At 75.5% G+C, this 14,889-nt stretch carries 14 protein-coding genes; 5 read left to right on the top strand and 9 right to left on the bottom strand.

Annotated features, from left to right (window positions below; genetic code table 11):
• From C5507_RS19665 to C5507_RS19645, 5 genes are all read right to left on the bottom strand, one after another.
• Window positions 1-768, bottom strand: a 768-nt coding sequence (locus tag C5507_RS19665) for a DUF998 domain-containing protein (RefSeq protein WP_104530191.1), incomplete at its 3' end; no start/stop codon positions are given.
• 4 nt (window positions 769-772) lie between these two features.
• Window positions 773-1,201 (bottom strand): hypothetical protein, encoded by a 429-nt coding sequence (locus tag C5507_RS19660; RefSeq protein ID WP_104530190.1) that lies wholly within the window; start codon window positions 1,199-1,201, stop codon window positions 773-775.
• 61 nt (window positions 1,202-1,262) lie between these two features.
• Window positions 1,263-1,463, bottom strand: a complete 201-nt coding sequence (locus C5507_RS19655; protein WP_104530195.1) for a hypothetical protein — start codon at window positions 1,461-1,463, stop codon at window positions 1,263-1,265.
• Between the two features lie 78 nt (window positions 1,464-1,541).
• Window positions 1,542-1,811 carry a hypothetical protein gene (locus C5507_RS19650; RefSeq protein ID WP_242611004.1) on the bottom strand — a complete coding sequence of 90 codons (270 nt, stop codon included), beginning with the start codon at window positions 1,809-1,811 and terminating at the stop codon, window positions 1,542-1,544.
• 161 nt (window positions 1,812-1,972) lie between these two features.
• Window positions 1,973-2,266, bottom strand: a complete 294-nt coding sequence (locus tag C5507_RS19645; RefSeq protein WP_207225687.1) for a dihydrofolate reductase family protein — start codon at window positions 2,264-2,266, stop codon at window positions 1,973-1,975.
• 147 nt (window positions 2,267-2,413) lie between these two features.
• Between C5507_RS19645 and C5507_RS19640 the strand changes: the two genes are divergently transcribed.
• On the top strand, window positions 2,414-5,041 hold the full coding sequence (locus C5507_RS19640) for an ExeM/NucH family extracellular endonuclease (protein WP_104530189.1): 2,628 nt from the start codon (window positions 2,414-2,416) through the stop codon (window positions 5,039-5,041).
• Between the two features lie 74 nt (window positions 5,042-5,115).
• On the opposite strand, the gene malQ is transcribed toward C5507_RS19640, so the two are convergent.
• A complete protein-coding gene (gene malQ / locus C5507_RS19635; protein ID WP_104530188.1) occupies window positions 5,116-6,942 on the bottom strand; it encodes a 4-alpha-glucanotransferase in 1,827 nt (608 codons plus the stop codon).
• A 37-nt stretch (window positions 6,943-6,979) separates the two neighbouring features.
• Window positions 6,980-9,466 carry an ATP-dependent helicase HrpB gene (hrpB, locus tag C5507_RS19630; RefSeq protein WP_104530193.1) on the bottom strand — a complete coding sequence of 829 codons (2,487 nt, stop codon included), beginning with the start codon at window positions 9,464-9,466 and terminating at the stop codon, window positions 6,980-6,982.
• A gap of 75 nt (window positions 9,467-9,541) precedes the next feature.
• Here hrpB and C5507_RS19625 point away from each other — a divergent pair, with 75 nt between their 5' ends.
• Window positions 9,542-9,943: a tautomerase family protein gene (locus C5507_RS19625; protein WP_104530187.1), complete on the top strand. Its 402-nt coding sequence runs from the start codon at window positions 9,542-9,544 to the stop codon at window positions 9,941-9,943.
• A gap of 4 nt (window positions 9,944-9,947) precedes the next feature.
• Here C5507_RS19625 and C5507_RS22910 read toward each other — a convergent pair whose 3' ends face one another.
• On the bottom strand, window positions 9,948-10,118 hold the full coding sequence (locus C5507_RS22910; protein ID WP_158657657.1) for a hypothetical protein: 171 nt from the start codon (window positions 10,116-10,118) through the stop codon (window positions 9,948-9,950).
• Window positions 10,119-10,125: 7 nt separating this feature from the next.
• On the opposite strand from C5507_RS22910, the gene C5507_RS19620 reads away from it, so the two are divergent.
• Window positions 10,126-11,757, top strand: coding sequence for a sensor histidine kinase (locus tag C5507_RS19620; RefSeq protein WP_104530186.1), 1,632 nt, complete (start codon window positions 10,126-10,128; stop codon window positions 11,755-11,757).
• Window positions 11,754-12,422 carry a response regulator gene (locus C5507_RS19615; RefSeq protein WP_104530185.1) on the top strand — a complete coding sequence of 223 codons (669 nt, stop codon included), beginning with the start codon at window positions 11,754-11,756 and terminating at the stop codon, window positions 12,420-12,422. Before C5507_RS19620 ends, C5507_RS19615 begins: the two co-directional genes overlap by 4 nt.
• 16 nt (window positions 12,423-12,438) lie before the next feature.
• Here C5507_RS19615 and C5507_RS19610 read toward each other — a convergent pair whose 3' ends face one another.
• Window positions 12,439-13,665, bottom strand: coding sequence for an MFS transporter (locus C5507_RS19610; protein ID WP_158657656.1), 1,227 nt, complete (start codon window positions 13,663-13,665; stop codon window positions 12,439-12,441).
• 133 nt (window positions 13,666-13,798) lie between these two features.
• Between C5507_RS19610 and C5507_RS19605 the strand changes: the two genes are divergently transcribed.
• Window positions 13,799-14,869, top strand: a complete 1,071-nt coding sequence (locus C5507_RS19605) for a tripartite tricarboxylate transporter substrate-binding protein (RefSeq protein ID WP_104530183.1) — start codon at window positions 13,799-13,801, stop codon at window positions 14,867-14,869.
• Window positions 14,870-14,889: the final 20 nt, after the last annotated feature.

Below are 14,889 nucleotides of genomic sequence, written 5' to 3'. Positions count from 1 at the left end.
CGTCGGGGCCCAGGGGTCCTCGGGGTCGATGTCGTCCGGCTCCGCGGACGCCGGCCCGGCCGCGGACCGGCGGGTGGCGGCCTCCAGCGCGGCATCGCGGGCCCGGGCCTGCTCGGCGCGGCGCGCCTCCTCCTGCTCCCGCTCGGCGCGCCGCGAGGGCGGGGCGGCCCCCTCGTCGGCGCGTGCTCCGTTCCACCACAGCGTGGTCGCGGTCAGCGCGAGCGCGATCGGCAGGGGGTAGGCCGCGAGCCGTTCCGTCCCGCCCGCGCCGAGGAAGCCGGTGACGCCGGTGAGGAAGAAGATCGTGGCGGCGGTGGCCAGCATGCCCAGCAGCACGACGGTGGTACCCAGCGCCTCCGAGCGGGGCCGGACGGCGTAGGCCAGCGCGACCAGCCCCAGCCCGCCGCCGACCAGGTAGAGGACGGCGCCGATCGCGTGCATCGTGCCGTTGCCGTCGGTCGGGAAGACGCCGACCAGCAGGACGCCCACCGCGGCGGCGCCCAGCAGCCAGGGGGTGACACGGGCGGCGGCGCCCCGCAGCGCGGGCCCCAGCAGCAGCGCGCCGCCGGCGATGAGGGCCGCCTGGACCACGAACGAGGCGTTCATCAGCTGCCGGCCGGCGGAGTCCGCGGCGCCCAGCGCGCTGATGACGTCGTCCACACGGGAGTAGGGGCCCTCGTACCGGGCCTGGGCGATGGTCTCCAGGACGAAGAACTGCAGGGTCAGGAGCCACAGGAGGGCGCCCCAGCGGAGGCGGACGGAAGTCACGTCGTCATGGTCCCAAACCGGCGGCGGACGACCGGGACAGGACGGCGAACTGGCGGGTGGACAGCCAGGACGGGTTGCTGCCCGCCGGCATGCGCAGCACCTCGGCGTCGCGGAAGTGCGGGTCCTCGACGAGTTCGGCCCGGGGGAGCGGGGTGGCCAGCAGGCGCAGTCGCAGGGGCACGGCCGGGCCACCGGGCCCGTCGGCCACCTCGCCCGCCACCGTGCCCACCGCGTGCACCCCCGGCCGGTCCCGACCGCTGAGCCACAGGACGCAGGGCTGGCCGGGTGCCATCAGGTCCAGCCGGTAGGAGGGACGCACGCACCGGTCGAGCACCCGCTCCTCGCCCGGCGCCCACCCGGGATCGAGCCGCTCGGGTGGCAGCGCGGTCTTCACCAGCCAGCAGGCGACATCGCCCGGGCGGAGGTGGCTCACGGGACCTCCCCGTGCCGGCCGGTGCCCGGCGCGCGGGACCGCGCGCCGGGCCGATCCGTCCTCAGTCGGTGGCCGAGTGCTGGTCGGCGCCCGCGGGGTTCGCGTCGTCGGAGCCGACGGCCTGGCGCTCCTGCTCGGTGCGGTGCTCGAGGGCCTCGTCGCCGAGGTGCGGGTCCTTCGCGTGCTCCTGCCGGTCGCGGGGCGCCGACTCCTGGGGGTCGATCACGTCGTCGAGGGTGGGGCGGTCGTCGGGCTGGCTCATCGGATCGTCCTCCGGTGCGGTCGGGATGCGGTCCCGGGGAGCCATAGCCGCCCCGCGCCCGGGCTAACCGGGACGTGATCACCTCGGCTCCAGGCGGGCGGCGGGCAGCCAGGTCTCGACGAGCGCCGGTCCGTGCGGTCCGCGCACGGTGTAGGCGACCCGCCCCTGCCAGGCGCCGTCGCGCTGGCGCCATTCCACGAGGAGACCCGGCCAGATGCCGGGCGAGTCGGGCGGGTCCCGCACCCAGCAGTGCCGCCCCTCGCCGCGATCCCCGGCGCCCGGTTGCCCGGTGACCGGGGCCTGCGGGGAGGGCGGCAGCAGCGGCACAGCGCCGGCGGCGGAGGTCACCCCCGAGTCCGCCGCCCGTTCACCGAGCGAGCGACCGCTGCGCCCTCGATTCATCCCGCCGGCCACCCGGGCAGTGTGGCACGCCGGTCGAACATGCGTTCGACGGCGCTCCGGGATGCGCCGATCGGGGCCGTGCGCTCAGCGCCGAGTCTCGTACCTGGTCAGGACCACGCCGCCGGGGAACGTCCGGGTCTCCACCGGGTCAGGTCCACCCGGTGGTCCAGGGCCGGGAAGAACGGCGTGCCCCGGCCCACCGGGACCGGGTGGGTGACGATCGCGTACTCGTCGATCAGCCCGGCCCGCATCGCCGCCGCGGCGAGGGTGGCGCCGCCGATGTCCATGGGGTCGCCGTCCTCGGCCTCGAGCCGGGTGATCTCGGGGACCGCGTCGCCGGTGACCAGGCGGGCGTTCCCGTCGACCGTGCTGATCGTGGAGGAGAACACCACCTTGGGCATGTCCCGCCACCGCGCGTCAGCCTCCCGTTCTGCCACGACACGTGGGGCGACCGCGACGTCACCCGGACGTCACTTTCCGTGGTCCCTGCCGTCACTCTGCCGACCTAGCGTCGCGGCGTCTCCCCATCCGTCCGGAAGGACTTCTCCGTGCTCGTACGCAACGGCAGTCCGCGTGTTCTCGCGCGCCGTACTGCCCTCGGCACCCTCGCCGCCTCCGTCGCGGTGGTGGGCCTGCCCGCCTTCGCCCACGCGGCGCCGCCGACCGCCCCGTTCATCTCCGAGATCCACTACGACGACGCCGGGAGCGACGTCGACGAGTTCATCGAGGTACACCTGCCCCCCGGCACCAGCTCCGCGGGGCTGTCCGTCGTCCTCTACAACGGGAGCAACGGGACGGTCTACGACACCGATGCCGTGCAGTCGGTCACCGCTCCGGCGGGGGCCCCGGCAGTCGCGGTCGTCGGCTACCCCGTCAACGGGATCCAGAACGGCAGCCCGGACGGCGTCGCGCTCGTGCAGGACGGCACGGTCCTGGAGTTCCTCTCCTACGAAGGCGAGCTGACCGCCACCGACGGCCCGGCCGCAGGGACCACGAGCACCGACATCGGGGTGTCCGAGGAGGGCGTCCCCGAGGGGCAGTCCCTGTCGCGGACGTACGACGCGACGAGCGACGCGCTCGTCTGGGCGGGACGGGCACCCGCCACCCGGGGCACGGTGAACCCCGCGGGCACCACGGAGCCGGAGCCGGAGCCGGAGCCGGCGGTCTGCGACGTGACGCCGACGCACGAGATCGGTGCCGTCCAGGGCTCCGGTGCGCAGCCCGAGCTCGCCGGCCAGGAGGTCACGGTGCGTGGCACGGTCGTCGGCGACGTGCCGGGCCTGTCGGGCTTCCACCTCCAGGACGTCGACGGGGACGGCGATGCCGCCACCTCCGACGGCATCTTCGTGTTCAGCCCGGTCGCGGTGGACCTCGGGGACGCCGTCGCCGTCACGGGTGCGGTTCAGGAGTACTTCGGCCAGACGCAGATCAGCTCGCGCCAGGACGTCGCCGTCTGCGCCGACGGCAGCGTGGCCGACCTGCCGGACGCCACCCCGCTGGACCTGCCGGCGGACGACGCAGCCCGCGAGCGGCTCGAGGGCATGCTCGTCGCGCCGGTCGATCCCCTCACCGTCAGCGAGGTCTACGACCTCACCTCGTTCGGCGAGCTCACCCTCTCCGCGGGCGGCCTGCTGGTCCAGCCCACCGAGCTGGCCCGCCCCGGCACGCCCGAGGCGGAGGCCGTCGCGACGCAGAACACCCTGCGCCGGATCGTCCTGGACGACGGGCTGAGCGCGCGGGTCAGCACCACGACCCGCCCGTACCTCTCCCCGGAGACGCCGGTCCGGGTCGGCGACGAGCTGGCCTTCACCGAGCCGCTGGTCCTGGGCTACGGGTTCGACCAGTGGCGGCTGCAGCCCGCCGACGGCACCGCGGGCGGCGTCTTCGCGTCGAAGAACACGCGGCCGGCCGCTCCCGAGGAGGTGGGCGGTGACACCCAGCTCGCCGCCTTCAACGTGCTGAACTACTTCCTCACCTTCGGGGGCGAGGGCCGCGGTGCCCGCAGCCAGGAGCAGCTCGAGCTGCAGGCCGGCAAGATCGTGCCGGCCATCGAGGCCCTCGGTGCCGAGGTCGTCACGCTGATGGAGATCGAGGACACCGACTCCACCGGCTACTCGCCCGGCGACGCCGACCGGGCGCTGGCCGACCTGGTCCGCCGGCTCGACGAGGCCGCCGGCTACGACAAGTGGAGCTACGTCCCGTTCCCGGAGGAGCTCTACGCGGTCGACCGCGACGTCATCCGCAACGGGATCATCTACCAGCACGACGCCGTGCTCCCCGTCGGCGACTCCGTCGGCCTGGTCGACGAGTCGGTCTGGTCCAACGCCCGCGAGCCGATCGCCCAGTCGTTCGTCAAGGACGGCGACGTCTTCACGGTGGTCGCCAACCATTTCAAGTCCAAGAGCCCCGGCAAGCCGACCGGCGACAACGTGGACACCGGGGACGGGCAGGGCGCCTGGAACGGCGACCGCGTCCGGCAGGCCGGGTCCCTGGCGGCGTTCGCCGCAGATCTCCAGGAGTCGACCGGCGACCCGGACGTCGTCCTCCTGGGCGACATCAACGCCTACACCCAGGAGGACCCGATCCAGGTCCTGGAGGATGCCGGCTGGACCGACCTCGGGCTGCGCTTCGACGAGGGCTCCTACAGCTACGTGTTCGACGACAAGTCCGGTTCGCTGGACCACGCCCTGGCCACGGCCGAGCTGACCGCGAAGGTCACCGGCGTCACGCACTGGAACATCAACGCCGTCGAGTCCTTCGCCTACCAGTACTACGGCGACCCGGCGCTCTACGCGGCGAGCCCGTACCGCTCCAGCGACCACGACCCGCTGGTGCTCGGGCTGGACCTGGAGGAGCGCTGCCAGGGCCTGCTGCCCACCATCCGCGGCACCGCGGGGGACGACGCCCTCACCGGCACCGACGGCCGTGACGTGATCATGGGCCTCGGTGGCGACGACGTGGTCCGCGGCGGCAACGGCGACGACGTCGTCTGCGGCGGCGCCGGCACCGACCGGCTGTCGGGGGACAACGGCGACGACGTGCTCGTGGGTGGCTTCGGCGCCGACGAGCTGGCCGGTGGCAACGGGGCCGACGTCCTGGTCGGTGGCCCCGGGACCGACCGGCTCGACCAGGGCCGCGGCCAGGGGAGCACCACGGAGGACGGTGCGGAGTCCTGACCTGATCCGCTCCTGACGCGCGCCGGCGCGGCACCCGAGGGGGTGCCGCGCCGGTTGCGCATCGGCCGAGCGGGTCAGTCGCCGGCCAGGCCCTCCGCGAGGGTTCGGGCCACCGTCTGCAGCAGCGGGTGCGCCGGCAGGTCCTCCACGAGCACCGGCAGCGGCAGCGACCAGTTGGGCCGTTCCCCGGCGCCGGGCATGTTCGGCCGCCGCTGCTCGCCGACGGCGTCGTCGAGGGTGGCCGACAGCAGCAGCGACGGCGCGGTCGCCAGCAGCGCGTGCGCCTGCTCCACCGCCTGCTCCACGCTCGCGTCGTCGGAGAGGCCCGGCAGGTGCGCGAGGAGCGAGGTGCGGCCCCGCTCCAGCTCCTCGTCGGTGCCCGTGCTGTGCTCGCGCTGCTCGTCGACGTCGGCCTCGGTCCACAGCCCGGCCACGGTGGGCAGGTCGTGCGTGGTGATCGCGGCCATCGCCTCGGCCGGCCACCCGGTCGGGGCGTCGTCCTCGAACCACAGCAGCCGGTAGGACAGCACGCCGTGCTCGGCCATCGCCTCGCGGACGCCGTCCTCCACCGTGCCGAGGTCCTCGCCGACCACGAGGGCCTGCGCCCGGGAGCTCTCCAGGGCGACGATGTCCAGCAGGTCCTCGGCGGGGTAGCGGACGTAGGCGCCGTCGGCGGCCGAGCCGTCCGAGGGCACCCACCAGAGCCGGAACAGCCCCATGACGTGGTCGATCCGCAGGCCGCCCGCGCCGGCCATCGTGGCGCGGATCGACTGGATGAAGGGCTCGTAGTCGGCGTCGCGCAGCCGCCACGGGATCAGCGGCGGGGACCCCCAGTCCTGGCCCGCCGAGTTGAACGCGTCCGGCGGTGCGCCGACGCTCACGCCGTCGGCCAGCACCTCCTGCCAGGCCCAGGCGTCGGCCCCGCCGCCGGCGAAACCGATCGGCAGATCCTGGATGACGGTCATGTCGCCGGACGCGGCGGTGAACTGCAGGTCCAGCGCCCACTGCAACCAGGCGTGGAAGCCGACGACGGCGCCGTGCTGCTCGGCGTAGGCGGCGACGCCGGGGCCGTCGGGCCGGCGCAGCTCCGCGGGCCAGGAGTGCCAGTCGGCGCCGTGCTCCTCGGTGATCGCCGCCCACGTGGCCCAGTCCTGCAGGGTCTGCCCCTGCTCCTCACGCCAGCGGGTGAAGGCCTCCCCGCCGCCGTGGGCGAAGAAGATGCGCATGAGCACCTCGCGCTTGCGGGCCCAGATCGCATCGCGGTCGATGAGCGGCGCTTGCGACAGCGCGCGCCCGGCGTCCTCCTCCAGGTCGACGGCGTCGGCGCCGGGCACCTCGGCGACCCGCAGGTAGAGGGGGTTGCGGAAGCGCCGGGTGGCCGGCAGGTACGGGCTGGCCTCCTGCTGCTCGATGGGGGCGACGGCGTGCAGCGGGTTGATCAGCACGAAGCCGGCGCCCTGCTCGGCGGCCATGCGCCGGACGCTGCGCAGGTCGCCGAGGTCGCCGATGCCCCAGCTGTCCCGGCTGCGGGTGGCGTAGAGCTGGACGGCCCAGCCCCACGAGCGGCCCTCGGGCAGCCAGCAGCGGCCCGGCGAGACGATGAGCCGCCGGCGGTGGCCCTCGGGGGACTGCAGCCAGTGGTAGCCGAGCGGGAAGTCCTCGGGCAGGTGGCCGTCGATGTGCCGCACCCCGCCGTCCTCGCACACGACGTCGGCCTCGTCGACCTCCAGCGCGTCGCCCGGGCGGGCCACGATGGGCGCGCGCTCCTCGAGGTCGGCCGGTGGCCGGCCGATGACCTCCCGCAGCCTGTCGATGGTGTCCTGGGCTACCTGGTGCTCCTCGTCGAGCGCGTCCAGCCAGCTCGCATCGATGCCCCATTCGTCGGTCGTCGGCGTCGTCACCGGTCGATCCTCTCCGGGCCCGGGGAAGGGCGCAGCCTCAGTCGCGGGAGCGCGCCCGTGACGTCGCTCGCTTCGTGGCCACGGCGGTCGCCGGGTCCTCCGGCCACGGGTGGCGGGGATAGCGGCCGCGGAGCTCGCTGCGGACGGCCGGGTAGCCCGTCGTCCAGAAGCCGGCGAGGTCCGCGGTGGTGGCGACGGGCCGTTGCGCCGGCGAGAGCAGCTGCAGCCGCAGCGGGCGCCCGGCGACCCGGGGCGCGTGCGACCAGCCGAACACCTCCTGCACCCGGACCGAGAGGGTGGGGACGTCGGGGTCGGTGTAGTCGATGCGGATGCGGGACCCGGTGGGCACGGTCACCGAGTCGGGCACGACGGCGTCCAGCTCCCCGCTCACCTGCCACGGGACGAGCCCCCGGAGCGCCGCGACGACGTCCACCCGCGCCAGGTCGGCGCGGCTGCGGGCGCCCGAGACGTCGATCGCGGTGAGCAGGGCGTCGTCGTCGACGGCGGGCCACGGGGCGCCGAGCCCGCTGCGCGCCGCCGCCAGGCGCTCCCGCAACCGCCGGGCGGCGGGCGTCCAGCGCAGCAGCCCGAGGCCTTCCCGGCGCAGCCCCTCGGCGACCGCCGACGCCACGGCGGCCGGGTCGGGCTCGCCGGAGGGCCGCTCGGCCAGGACGATGGCGCCGAGCCGTTCGACGTGCGAGCTGCGCACGTCGCCGTCGCGCCACGCGACCTCGTCCCGCTCCTCGTGCAGCGCGCCGCCGGCCTCGAGCGCGGTCGCCTCGTCGATCGCGACCGCTGAGCGCACCCGGGCGTCCCGGCGGCCGGGGGACCGGTCGGCGACGGCGACGGCCAGCCAGGGCGCGCCGGTCAGCGCCGTCCCGGGTGCCAGTTCGGCGCCGGTGCCGGCGGCCATCAGATACGTGCCGGAAGTTCCGGGCCGGCGCCGGGCGAGCCGTTCGGGGTGGGCCAGGCCCACGACCAGCCCCGCCGCGGTGTCGTCGGGCAGACCGGGTGGGGCGGCGTCCCCGGTGGCCCGCTCCAGCCGGGCCACCTCCTCCCGCCAGCGGGCGGAGGCACCACGGTCGGCGCCCGAGCGCAGGTGCCGCCAGGTCGCGGTGAGGTCGTCCCCGCGGGATGCGACGTCGGCGGAGAGGAGCGCCACGACCTCGGCGGCGCGCCGGCTGCCGACCAGGGGAGCGCCGTCGAGCAGCGCGCGGGCCAGCCGCGGATGCACACCGACCGCGGTCAGCGCGCGGCCCCGGGAGGTGGCCCGGCCGTCCCCGTCCACGGCGCCCAGCGCGCGCAGCGTCTGGTCGGCGACCAGCAGGGCGGCGGCCGGAGGGGCGTCGGGCAGCCCGAGCCCGTGCCCGCCCGGGGCGCCCCAGCACGCCAGCTCCAGGGCGAAGGCGGTGAGGTCGGCGGTGGCGACCTCGGGTTCCTCGTGGGCGGGGAGCCGGTCCTGCTCGGCGGCGGTCCAGCACCGGTAGACCGCGCCGGGTGCCTCGCGGCCGGCCCGGCCGGCGCGCTGGGTGACCGATGCCCGTGACGCCCGCACCGTGACCAGCGAGCCGAGCCCGCGGGACAGGTCGGCCCGGGGCGCACGGGAGAGGCCGGCGTCGACCACGACGCGGACCCCCGGCACGGTCAGGCTGCTCTCCGCCAGCGCTGTCGCCAGGACCACCCGGCGGCGGGGTCCCGGCCGCAGCGCCGCGTCCTGCGCCGCGGCCGGCAGCCGCCCGTGCAGCGGCAGGACGTCGGCGTCGATCCCGCCGAGCTGCCCGGTCACCGTGCCGATCTCTCCCGCGCCCGGCAGGAAGACGAGGACGTCGCCGTCCCGCTCCGCGAGCGCCCGGCGCACCGTGGCGGCGACGTGCGCGAGCAGGCGGGGGTCCACGCGCAGGCCGTGCGGTGGATCCACCGCAGTGGGCGGTGGCGCCCAGACGACGTCGACGTCGTGCAGGGCGCCGGGGGCCCGCACGACCGGAGCCGGCGCGCCGTTGCCGAGCAGCGCGGCCAGCCGGTCGGCCTGGGCGGTCGCCGACATCGCCAGCAGCCGGAGGTCGGGGCGCAGCGCGCCGCGGACGTCCAGGCCGAAGGCCAGCGCCAGGTCGGTGTCCAGGTGCCGTTCGTGGCACTCGTCCAGGAGCACGGCGTCGACCCCGGGCAGCTCGGGGTCGGCTTGCAGGCGGCGCACCAGCAGGCCGGTGGTGACCACCTCCACCCGGGTGGCCGCGCTGCGCCGGCTCTCCCCGCGGACGCTGTAGCCGACGCGGCTGCCCACCGCCTCGCCCAGCAGACCGGCCATCCGGCGCGCGGCGGCCCGGGCGGCCACCCGGCGCGGCTCGGCGACCAGCACGCGGCCGGGAACCGTGCCGGCCAGCGCGAGCGGCACCAGCGTCGTCTTCCCGGTGCCCGGTGGTGCCACCAGCACGGCGCTGCCGGCCGCCGCGAGCGCGTCGGTCAGCGCGGGCAGCGCCGTGCGCACCGGCAGGTCGGTCCCCGGCGTCCCGGGCGGTGGCAGCACGGGACCGAGTCTGCCGTGCGGTCGGCCACGCCCGGATGCAGGCGTGCCCCGGGCCAGGAGCGGGCAGAGGACGGTGTGCCGTCGCTGCAGATCGACCTCCCGCTCCACCTCGACCTCGACACCAAGCGGTCCCTGGCCGGGCAGCTCGGTTCCGTCTACGCGGAGGTGATGGACGTCCGGCCGGACTTCGTCACCGTCTCGATCCACGACCTCGGGCCGGGGGGCGTCTGGCGGTGCGGCGCGGGCGAGCCGGAGCCGGCGGGGCTGGTGATGTGCGACGTCCGCGCCGGCCGCCCGGCGGCGACCAGGGAGACCCTCGCCCGCCGGATCGTCGAGGTGTGCGCCCGGGTCTGCGGCCTGGAGGAGCGCCTCCTCAAGGTGGAGTTCACCCAGCACTCCGGCGACGAGATGTACCACCCGCAGCTGGGCGGCTTCGCCCCGGACTGGGTGCCCGGGGCGGGGGAGGGGCAGGGCTGACCGATCAGGCCAGGGCGTCGGCCGGCACCAGGGCGAGGGGCGCCTGCAGCCCCAGGCCGATGCCCGGCGCCTCGGGGAGTCGCACGTGCCCGCCCTCGATCGGGTGCCCGTCGGCGAACCCGCCGCACGGCTCGACGATCCCGCGGGCCCACCGCCGTCGTGGTGCGGGGCACACTGACCCTGTGACCAGGCCCGATCTCCCGCCGCGGCGGGGCACCAGACCGACCAGCCTGGCGCGTCAGCTGCTGGTGCTGCAGGGCCTGGTGGTCGCCGTCATCGTCGTCATGGCGACGGCCGTCGCGTACGTCAACGCGCAGCGGACGGCCCAGGACGACGCGGAGGTGGAGACGACGGCGATCGTGGGTGCGCTGGCCACCTCGCCGCTGGTGCTCGAGGCGGTCACGGGGCCCCGGCCGACCGAGATCCTGCAGCCGTACGTGGAGGCGGTGCGCGCGGACACCGGCACCTCCTTCATCACCGTGTTCGCGCCGGACCGGACGCGCTTCACCCACCCCGACCCGGCGCAGATCGGCGGGTCGTTCCTCGGCACGATCGAGCCGGCGCTGGCCGGCCGCACCTTCACCGAGACCTACACCGGGACCCTGGGGCCGTCGGTGCGGGCGACCGGACCCATCGTGGACCAGGACGGCGAGGTCGTGGGGCTGATCTCGGTGGGGATCACGCTCGACGCGATCGGGTCGGACCTCGCCCGCTCCATGCCGGGCATCGTCGGCACCGGCCTGGTGACGCTCGCCGTGGGCAGCACGGGCAGCTGGCTGCTCAGCCGGCGGCTGCGGCGCCAGACGCGGGGGCTCGGGGCACCGGAGCTGGCGCGGATGCTCGACTACTACCAGGCCGTGCTGCACGCCGTGCGCGAAGGGCTGCTGGTCCTCGACGGGGAACGGCGGGTGCAGCTGGTCAACGACGAGGCACGGCGCCTGCTGTCCCTCGACGACGACCCCAGCGGCCGGCACGTCGACGAGCTGGGTCTGTCCGAGGACCTCGCCGAGATGCTGCGGCTGCAGGCGCAGACGGTCGACCAGGTGCACGTGAGCGGGGCGCGGGTGCTCGTGGTCAACCAGGTGCCGGCCCGGGCCTCCGGCCGCTCGGCGGGCGCGGTGGTGACCCTGCGCGACCACACCGAGCTGCAGGCCCTCACCGGCGAGCTGGACAGCGTGCGGGCCTTCGCCGAGTCGTTGCGGGCCCAGGCCCACGAGGCGGGCAACCGGCTGCACACCACCGTGTCGCTCATCGAGCTCGGCCGGGGGCAGGACGCCGTGGAGTTCGCCACCGCCGAGCTCGCGTCCGCGCAGCGGCTGACCGATCGCGTGGTCGACGCCGTCGAGGAGCCGGTGCTCGCGGCCCTCCTGCTGGGCAAGTCGGCCACCGCGCACGAACGCGGCGTGCGGCTGGAGATCGACCCGGGTACCGCCGTGGCCGCGACCGGCATCCCCAGCGGCGAGCTGGTGACCATCGTCGGCAACCTGCTCGACAACGCGATCGACGCCGCGCTCGCCGGGGACCCGCCGCGCGAGGTGCAGTTCGCCGCCTGGATCGACTCCGACGTCCTGGAGATCCGCGTGGAGGACAGCGGTCCCGGGCTCACCGAGCAGCAGGTGCCCCGGGTCTTCGAGCGCGGGTGGACGACCAAGGATCCCGACGACAAGATGCCGGGTGGTCCCGGACGGGGCCTCGGCCTGGCCCTGGTCGCCCAGGCGGTCCGCCGCAACGGCGGATCGGTGGCCGTGCGCCCGGGGCCGGGGGCGCAGTTCGCCGTGTCGTTACCGGTGCGCACGCCCGTGGAAACGTCGTGATCCGGGTCCTGGTGGTGGAGGACGAGCCGGTCGCCGCCGAGGCGCACCGCACCTACGTCGACCGGACGGCGGGGTTCAGCACCGCCGCGGTCGCGGGCACCGGGGCGGTGGCCCTCGACGCGCTGGCGCGACTGCCGGTGGACCTGGTGCTGCTGGACATGAACCTCCCGGACACCCACGGCGTCGAGCTGTGCCGGCGCATCCGCGCCGCCCGGCTCGACGTCGACGTCCTCGCCGTCACCTCGGCCCGGGAGCTCACCACGGTGCGGGCCGCCGCGGCGCACGGCGTCGTCGGCTACCTGCTCAAGCCGTTCACCTACGCGGCGCTGCGCGACCGGCTGCTGGCCTACGCCGAGTACCGGGACCGGGTGCCGGCGGACGGGGACGCGGTGGGCCAGGAGGACGTCGACCGGGCCCTGGAGGGACCGCGGCCACAGCGGAACGCGTCGCTCCCGAAGGGCATGCACCGCCAGACGCTCGACGCCGTGGTGGCCGTGCTGCGCGCCGCCGGTGGCCTGTCGGCCGCCGAGACCGCCGCGGAGACCGGCACCTCCCGGATCACCGCCCGCCGGTACCTCGAGTACCTGGCCGAGACGGGTCTGGCCACCCGCAGCCCGCGCTACGGCGGCGCCGGCCGGCCGGAGACGGAGTACCGCTGGCGCTGACGGGGGAGCGGGGCGGTCACCCGGCCGGCGTCGGAGCCGTGGGGAGGGCCGGGGTGCGGCGCAGCAGCAACGCCAGGCCGAGCGCGGCGAGCAGCAGCGTGGCGACGTAGGCGACCACGGCCGGCCAGTCGCCGCCCTCGTAGGCGAACCCGCCCAGCCAGCCCCCCACGCTGCTGCCGGCGTAGTAGGCCAGCAGGTACAGCGCCGAGGCGTGCGCGCGGCCGACCCGGGCGCGGTTGCCCACCATGCCGCTGGCGGACGTGTGGGCGGCGAAGAAGCCCACCGTGAAGAGCACCAGCCCGACCAGCACCGCGGCGAGCAGGTCACTCAGCGTGAGCAGCACCGCGGCCAGGGCCAGGAGCACGCCGCCGAGCAGGACGACCCGTCGGCCGAGGCGCTCGCCCAGCCGGCCGGCGGCCGGCGAACCGAGCGTGCCGGCGAGGTAGACGAGGAAGACCAGCCCGACCAGCGTGGGGGACAGACCGAAGGGTTCCTCGAGCAGCCGGTAGCCGAGGAAGTTGTAGACGGTGACGAACGCGGCCATGAGGACGAAGCCGGACAGGCACAGCCGCCGGATGCCGGGGTCCCGCAGGTGCCGGCGCAGGTGGCCGTGGCCGGCCACGGGGGACGGGGCGGCGGGCTGCACCACGGGCGGCGGCAGCAGCAGCCGGAAGGCGACGGCGCACACGAGGGCGAGCCCCCCGACGGCACCCAGCCCGGCGCGCCAGCCCCAGCCGTCGGCGACCGCGCTGGCCACCACCCGGCCCGACAGCCCTCCGGCGGTGTTGCCGGCCACGAACAGCCCCATCGCGACCCCGACGGCCGAGGGGCGCACCTGCTCCGAGAGGTGCGCCATCGCCAGGGCGGGCAGCCCGGCCATCGCGACGCCCTGCACCGCCCGGACCAGGAGCAGCACCTCGAACGACGGCGCGACCGGGGCCAGGACACCGAGCACCGCGGCGGTCACCAGCGCGATCGTCATGAGCCGGGTCCGGCCCACGCGGTCGGCCAGGTAGCTCATCGGGAGCAGCGCCAGCGCGAGGGTCCCGGTGGTCGCGGACACGAGCAGCGCCGCGCTCGACGGCGGGACCCCGAGGTCGTCGGAGACGAGGGGCAGGATCGCCTGCGGGGCGTAGAGGACCGCGAAGCAGCCGACGCCGGCGGCCCAGATGGCGGCGACGAGACGGCGGTAACCCCGGGTGCCGCGGGCGTGCCCGGCGGAGGTGGCCGCGGTCGCTGTCACCCCGCCATGGTGTGCCGCGCCGACCGTTTGTGACCCGGACCGTGTACAGAATGGACGAAATGTCGCCCAGGTCACATCGTGGGTGCATCGTTCACGCGTCCGGCGTCGTCGGCGATCTTGGAAGGGCTCGATCATGTCCCTGCACCACCTCAACGCGGCCGCGCGCACCCGCCCGGCTCGACCCGGCCTCGGCCGGTACCCACGACTGGCCGGCCTGGCCGCTGCCTCCCTGGTCCTCGCCGCGTGCGGCGGCGGGGGTGGCGGTGGCGGCGGTGGCGGTGACGACGCCGCTGCGGAGGGCTACCCCGAGGACGACATCACCTTCGTGGTGCCCTTCTCGGCCGGTGGGCCGACCGACACGGTGACCCGGCTGGTCGCCGAGCCGATGGCCGAGGAGCTCGGCGGCAACGTCGTCGTGCAGAACGTGGAGGGCGCCGGCGGCACCATCGCGGCCGGCCAGGTCGCCGCGGCGAACCCCGACGGCTACACCGTGCTGATGCACCACATCGGCATGTCGACCGCGCCGTCGCTGTACGCCGACCTGCCGTACGAGCCGCTCGAGGACTTCAAGACCGTCGGCCTGGTGACCGAGGTGCCGATGACGATCGTGGCGCGGAGCGACTTCGAGCCCGGGACGATGGAGGAGCTCGTCGAGTACGTCGAGCAGAACGCCGAGGACGTCACGCTCGCCAACGCCGGGATCGGTGCCGCGTCGCACCTGTGCGGTCTGCTGATCCAGGAGGCGCTCGGCGTGAAGCTGACCGAGGTCCCCTACGAGGGCACCGGCCCGGCGCTGCAGGACCTGGTCGCCGGCGAGGTGGACCTCATGTGCGACCAGACGACCAACACGACCGGGCAGATCCAGGCCGGGCAGATCAAGGCGTACGCGGTGACGACGCCGGAGCGGGTGGAGAGCCTGCCCGACCTGCCGACCACGGAGGAAGCCGGACTGGAGGCGCTCCAGGTCGGCGTGTGGCACGGCCTCTACGTCCCGGCCGAGACGCCGGACGCCATCGTCGAGAAGCTGTCCGCGGCGCTGAAGGTGGCCCTGGCCGACCAGAACGTGATCGACCAGCTGGCCGAGCTCGGAGCCGCGCCCTCCTCGGAGGAGGACGCGACGCCCGACGCCCACATGGAGCAGCTGGAGTCCCAGATCGAGCTGTGGCGCCCGATCATCGAGGAAGCCGGCGTCGCCGCGAACTGACCACCGATGACGGTGGGGCG

It is taken from the genome of Blastococcus saxobsidens (assembly GCF_002938435.1).
GTDB classification, from domain to species: domain Bacteria; phylum Actinomycetota; class Actinomycetes; order Mycobacteriales; family Geodermatophilaceae; genus Blastococcus; species Blastococcus saxobsidens.
Note: the sequence above shows the minus strand (reverse complement) of the source record. Positions and strands in the feature narration are given on the sequence as shown.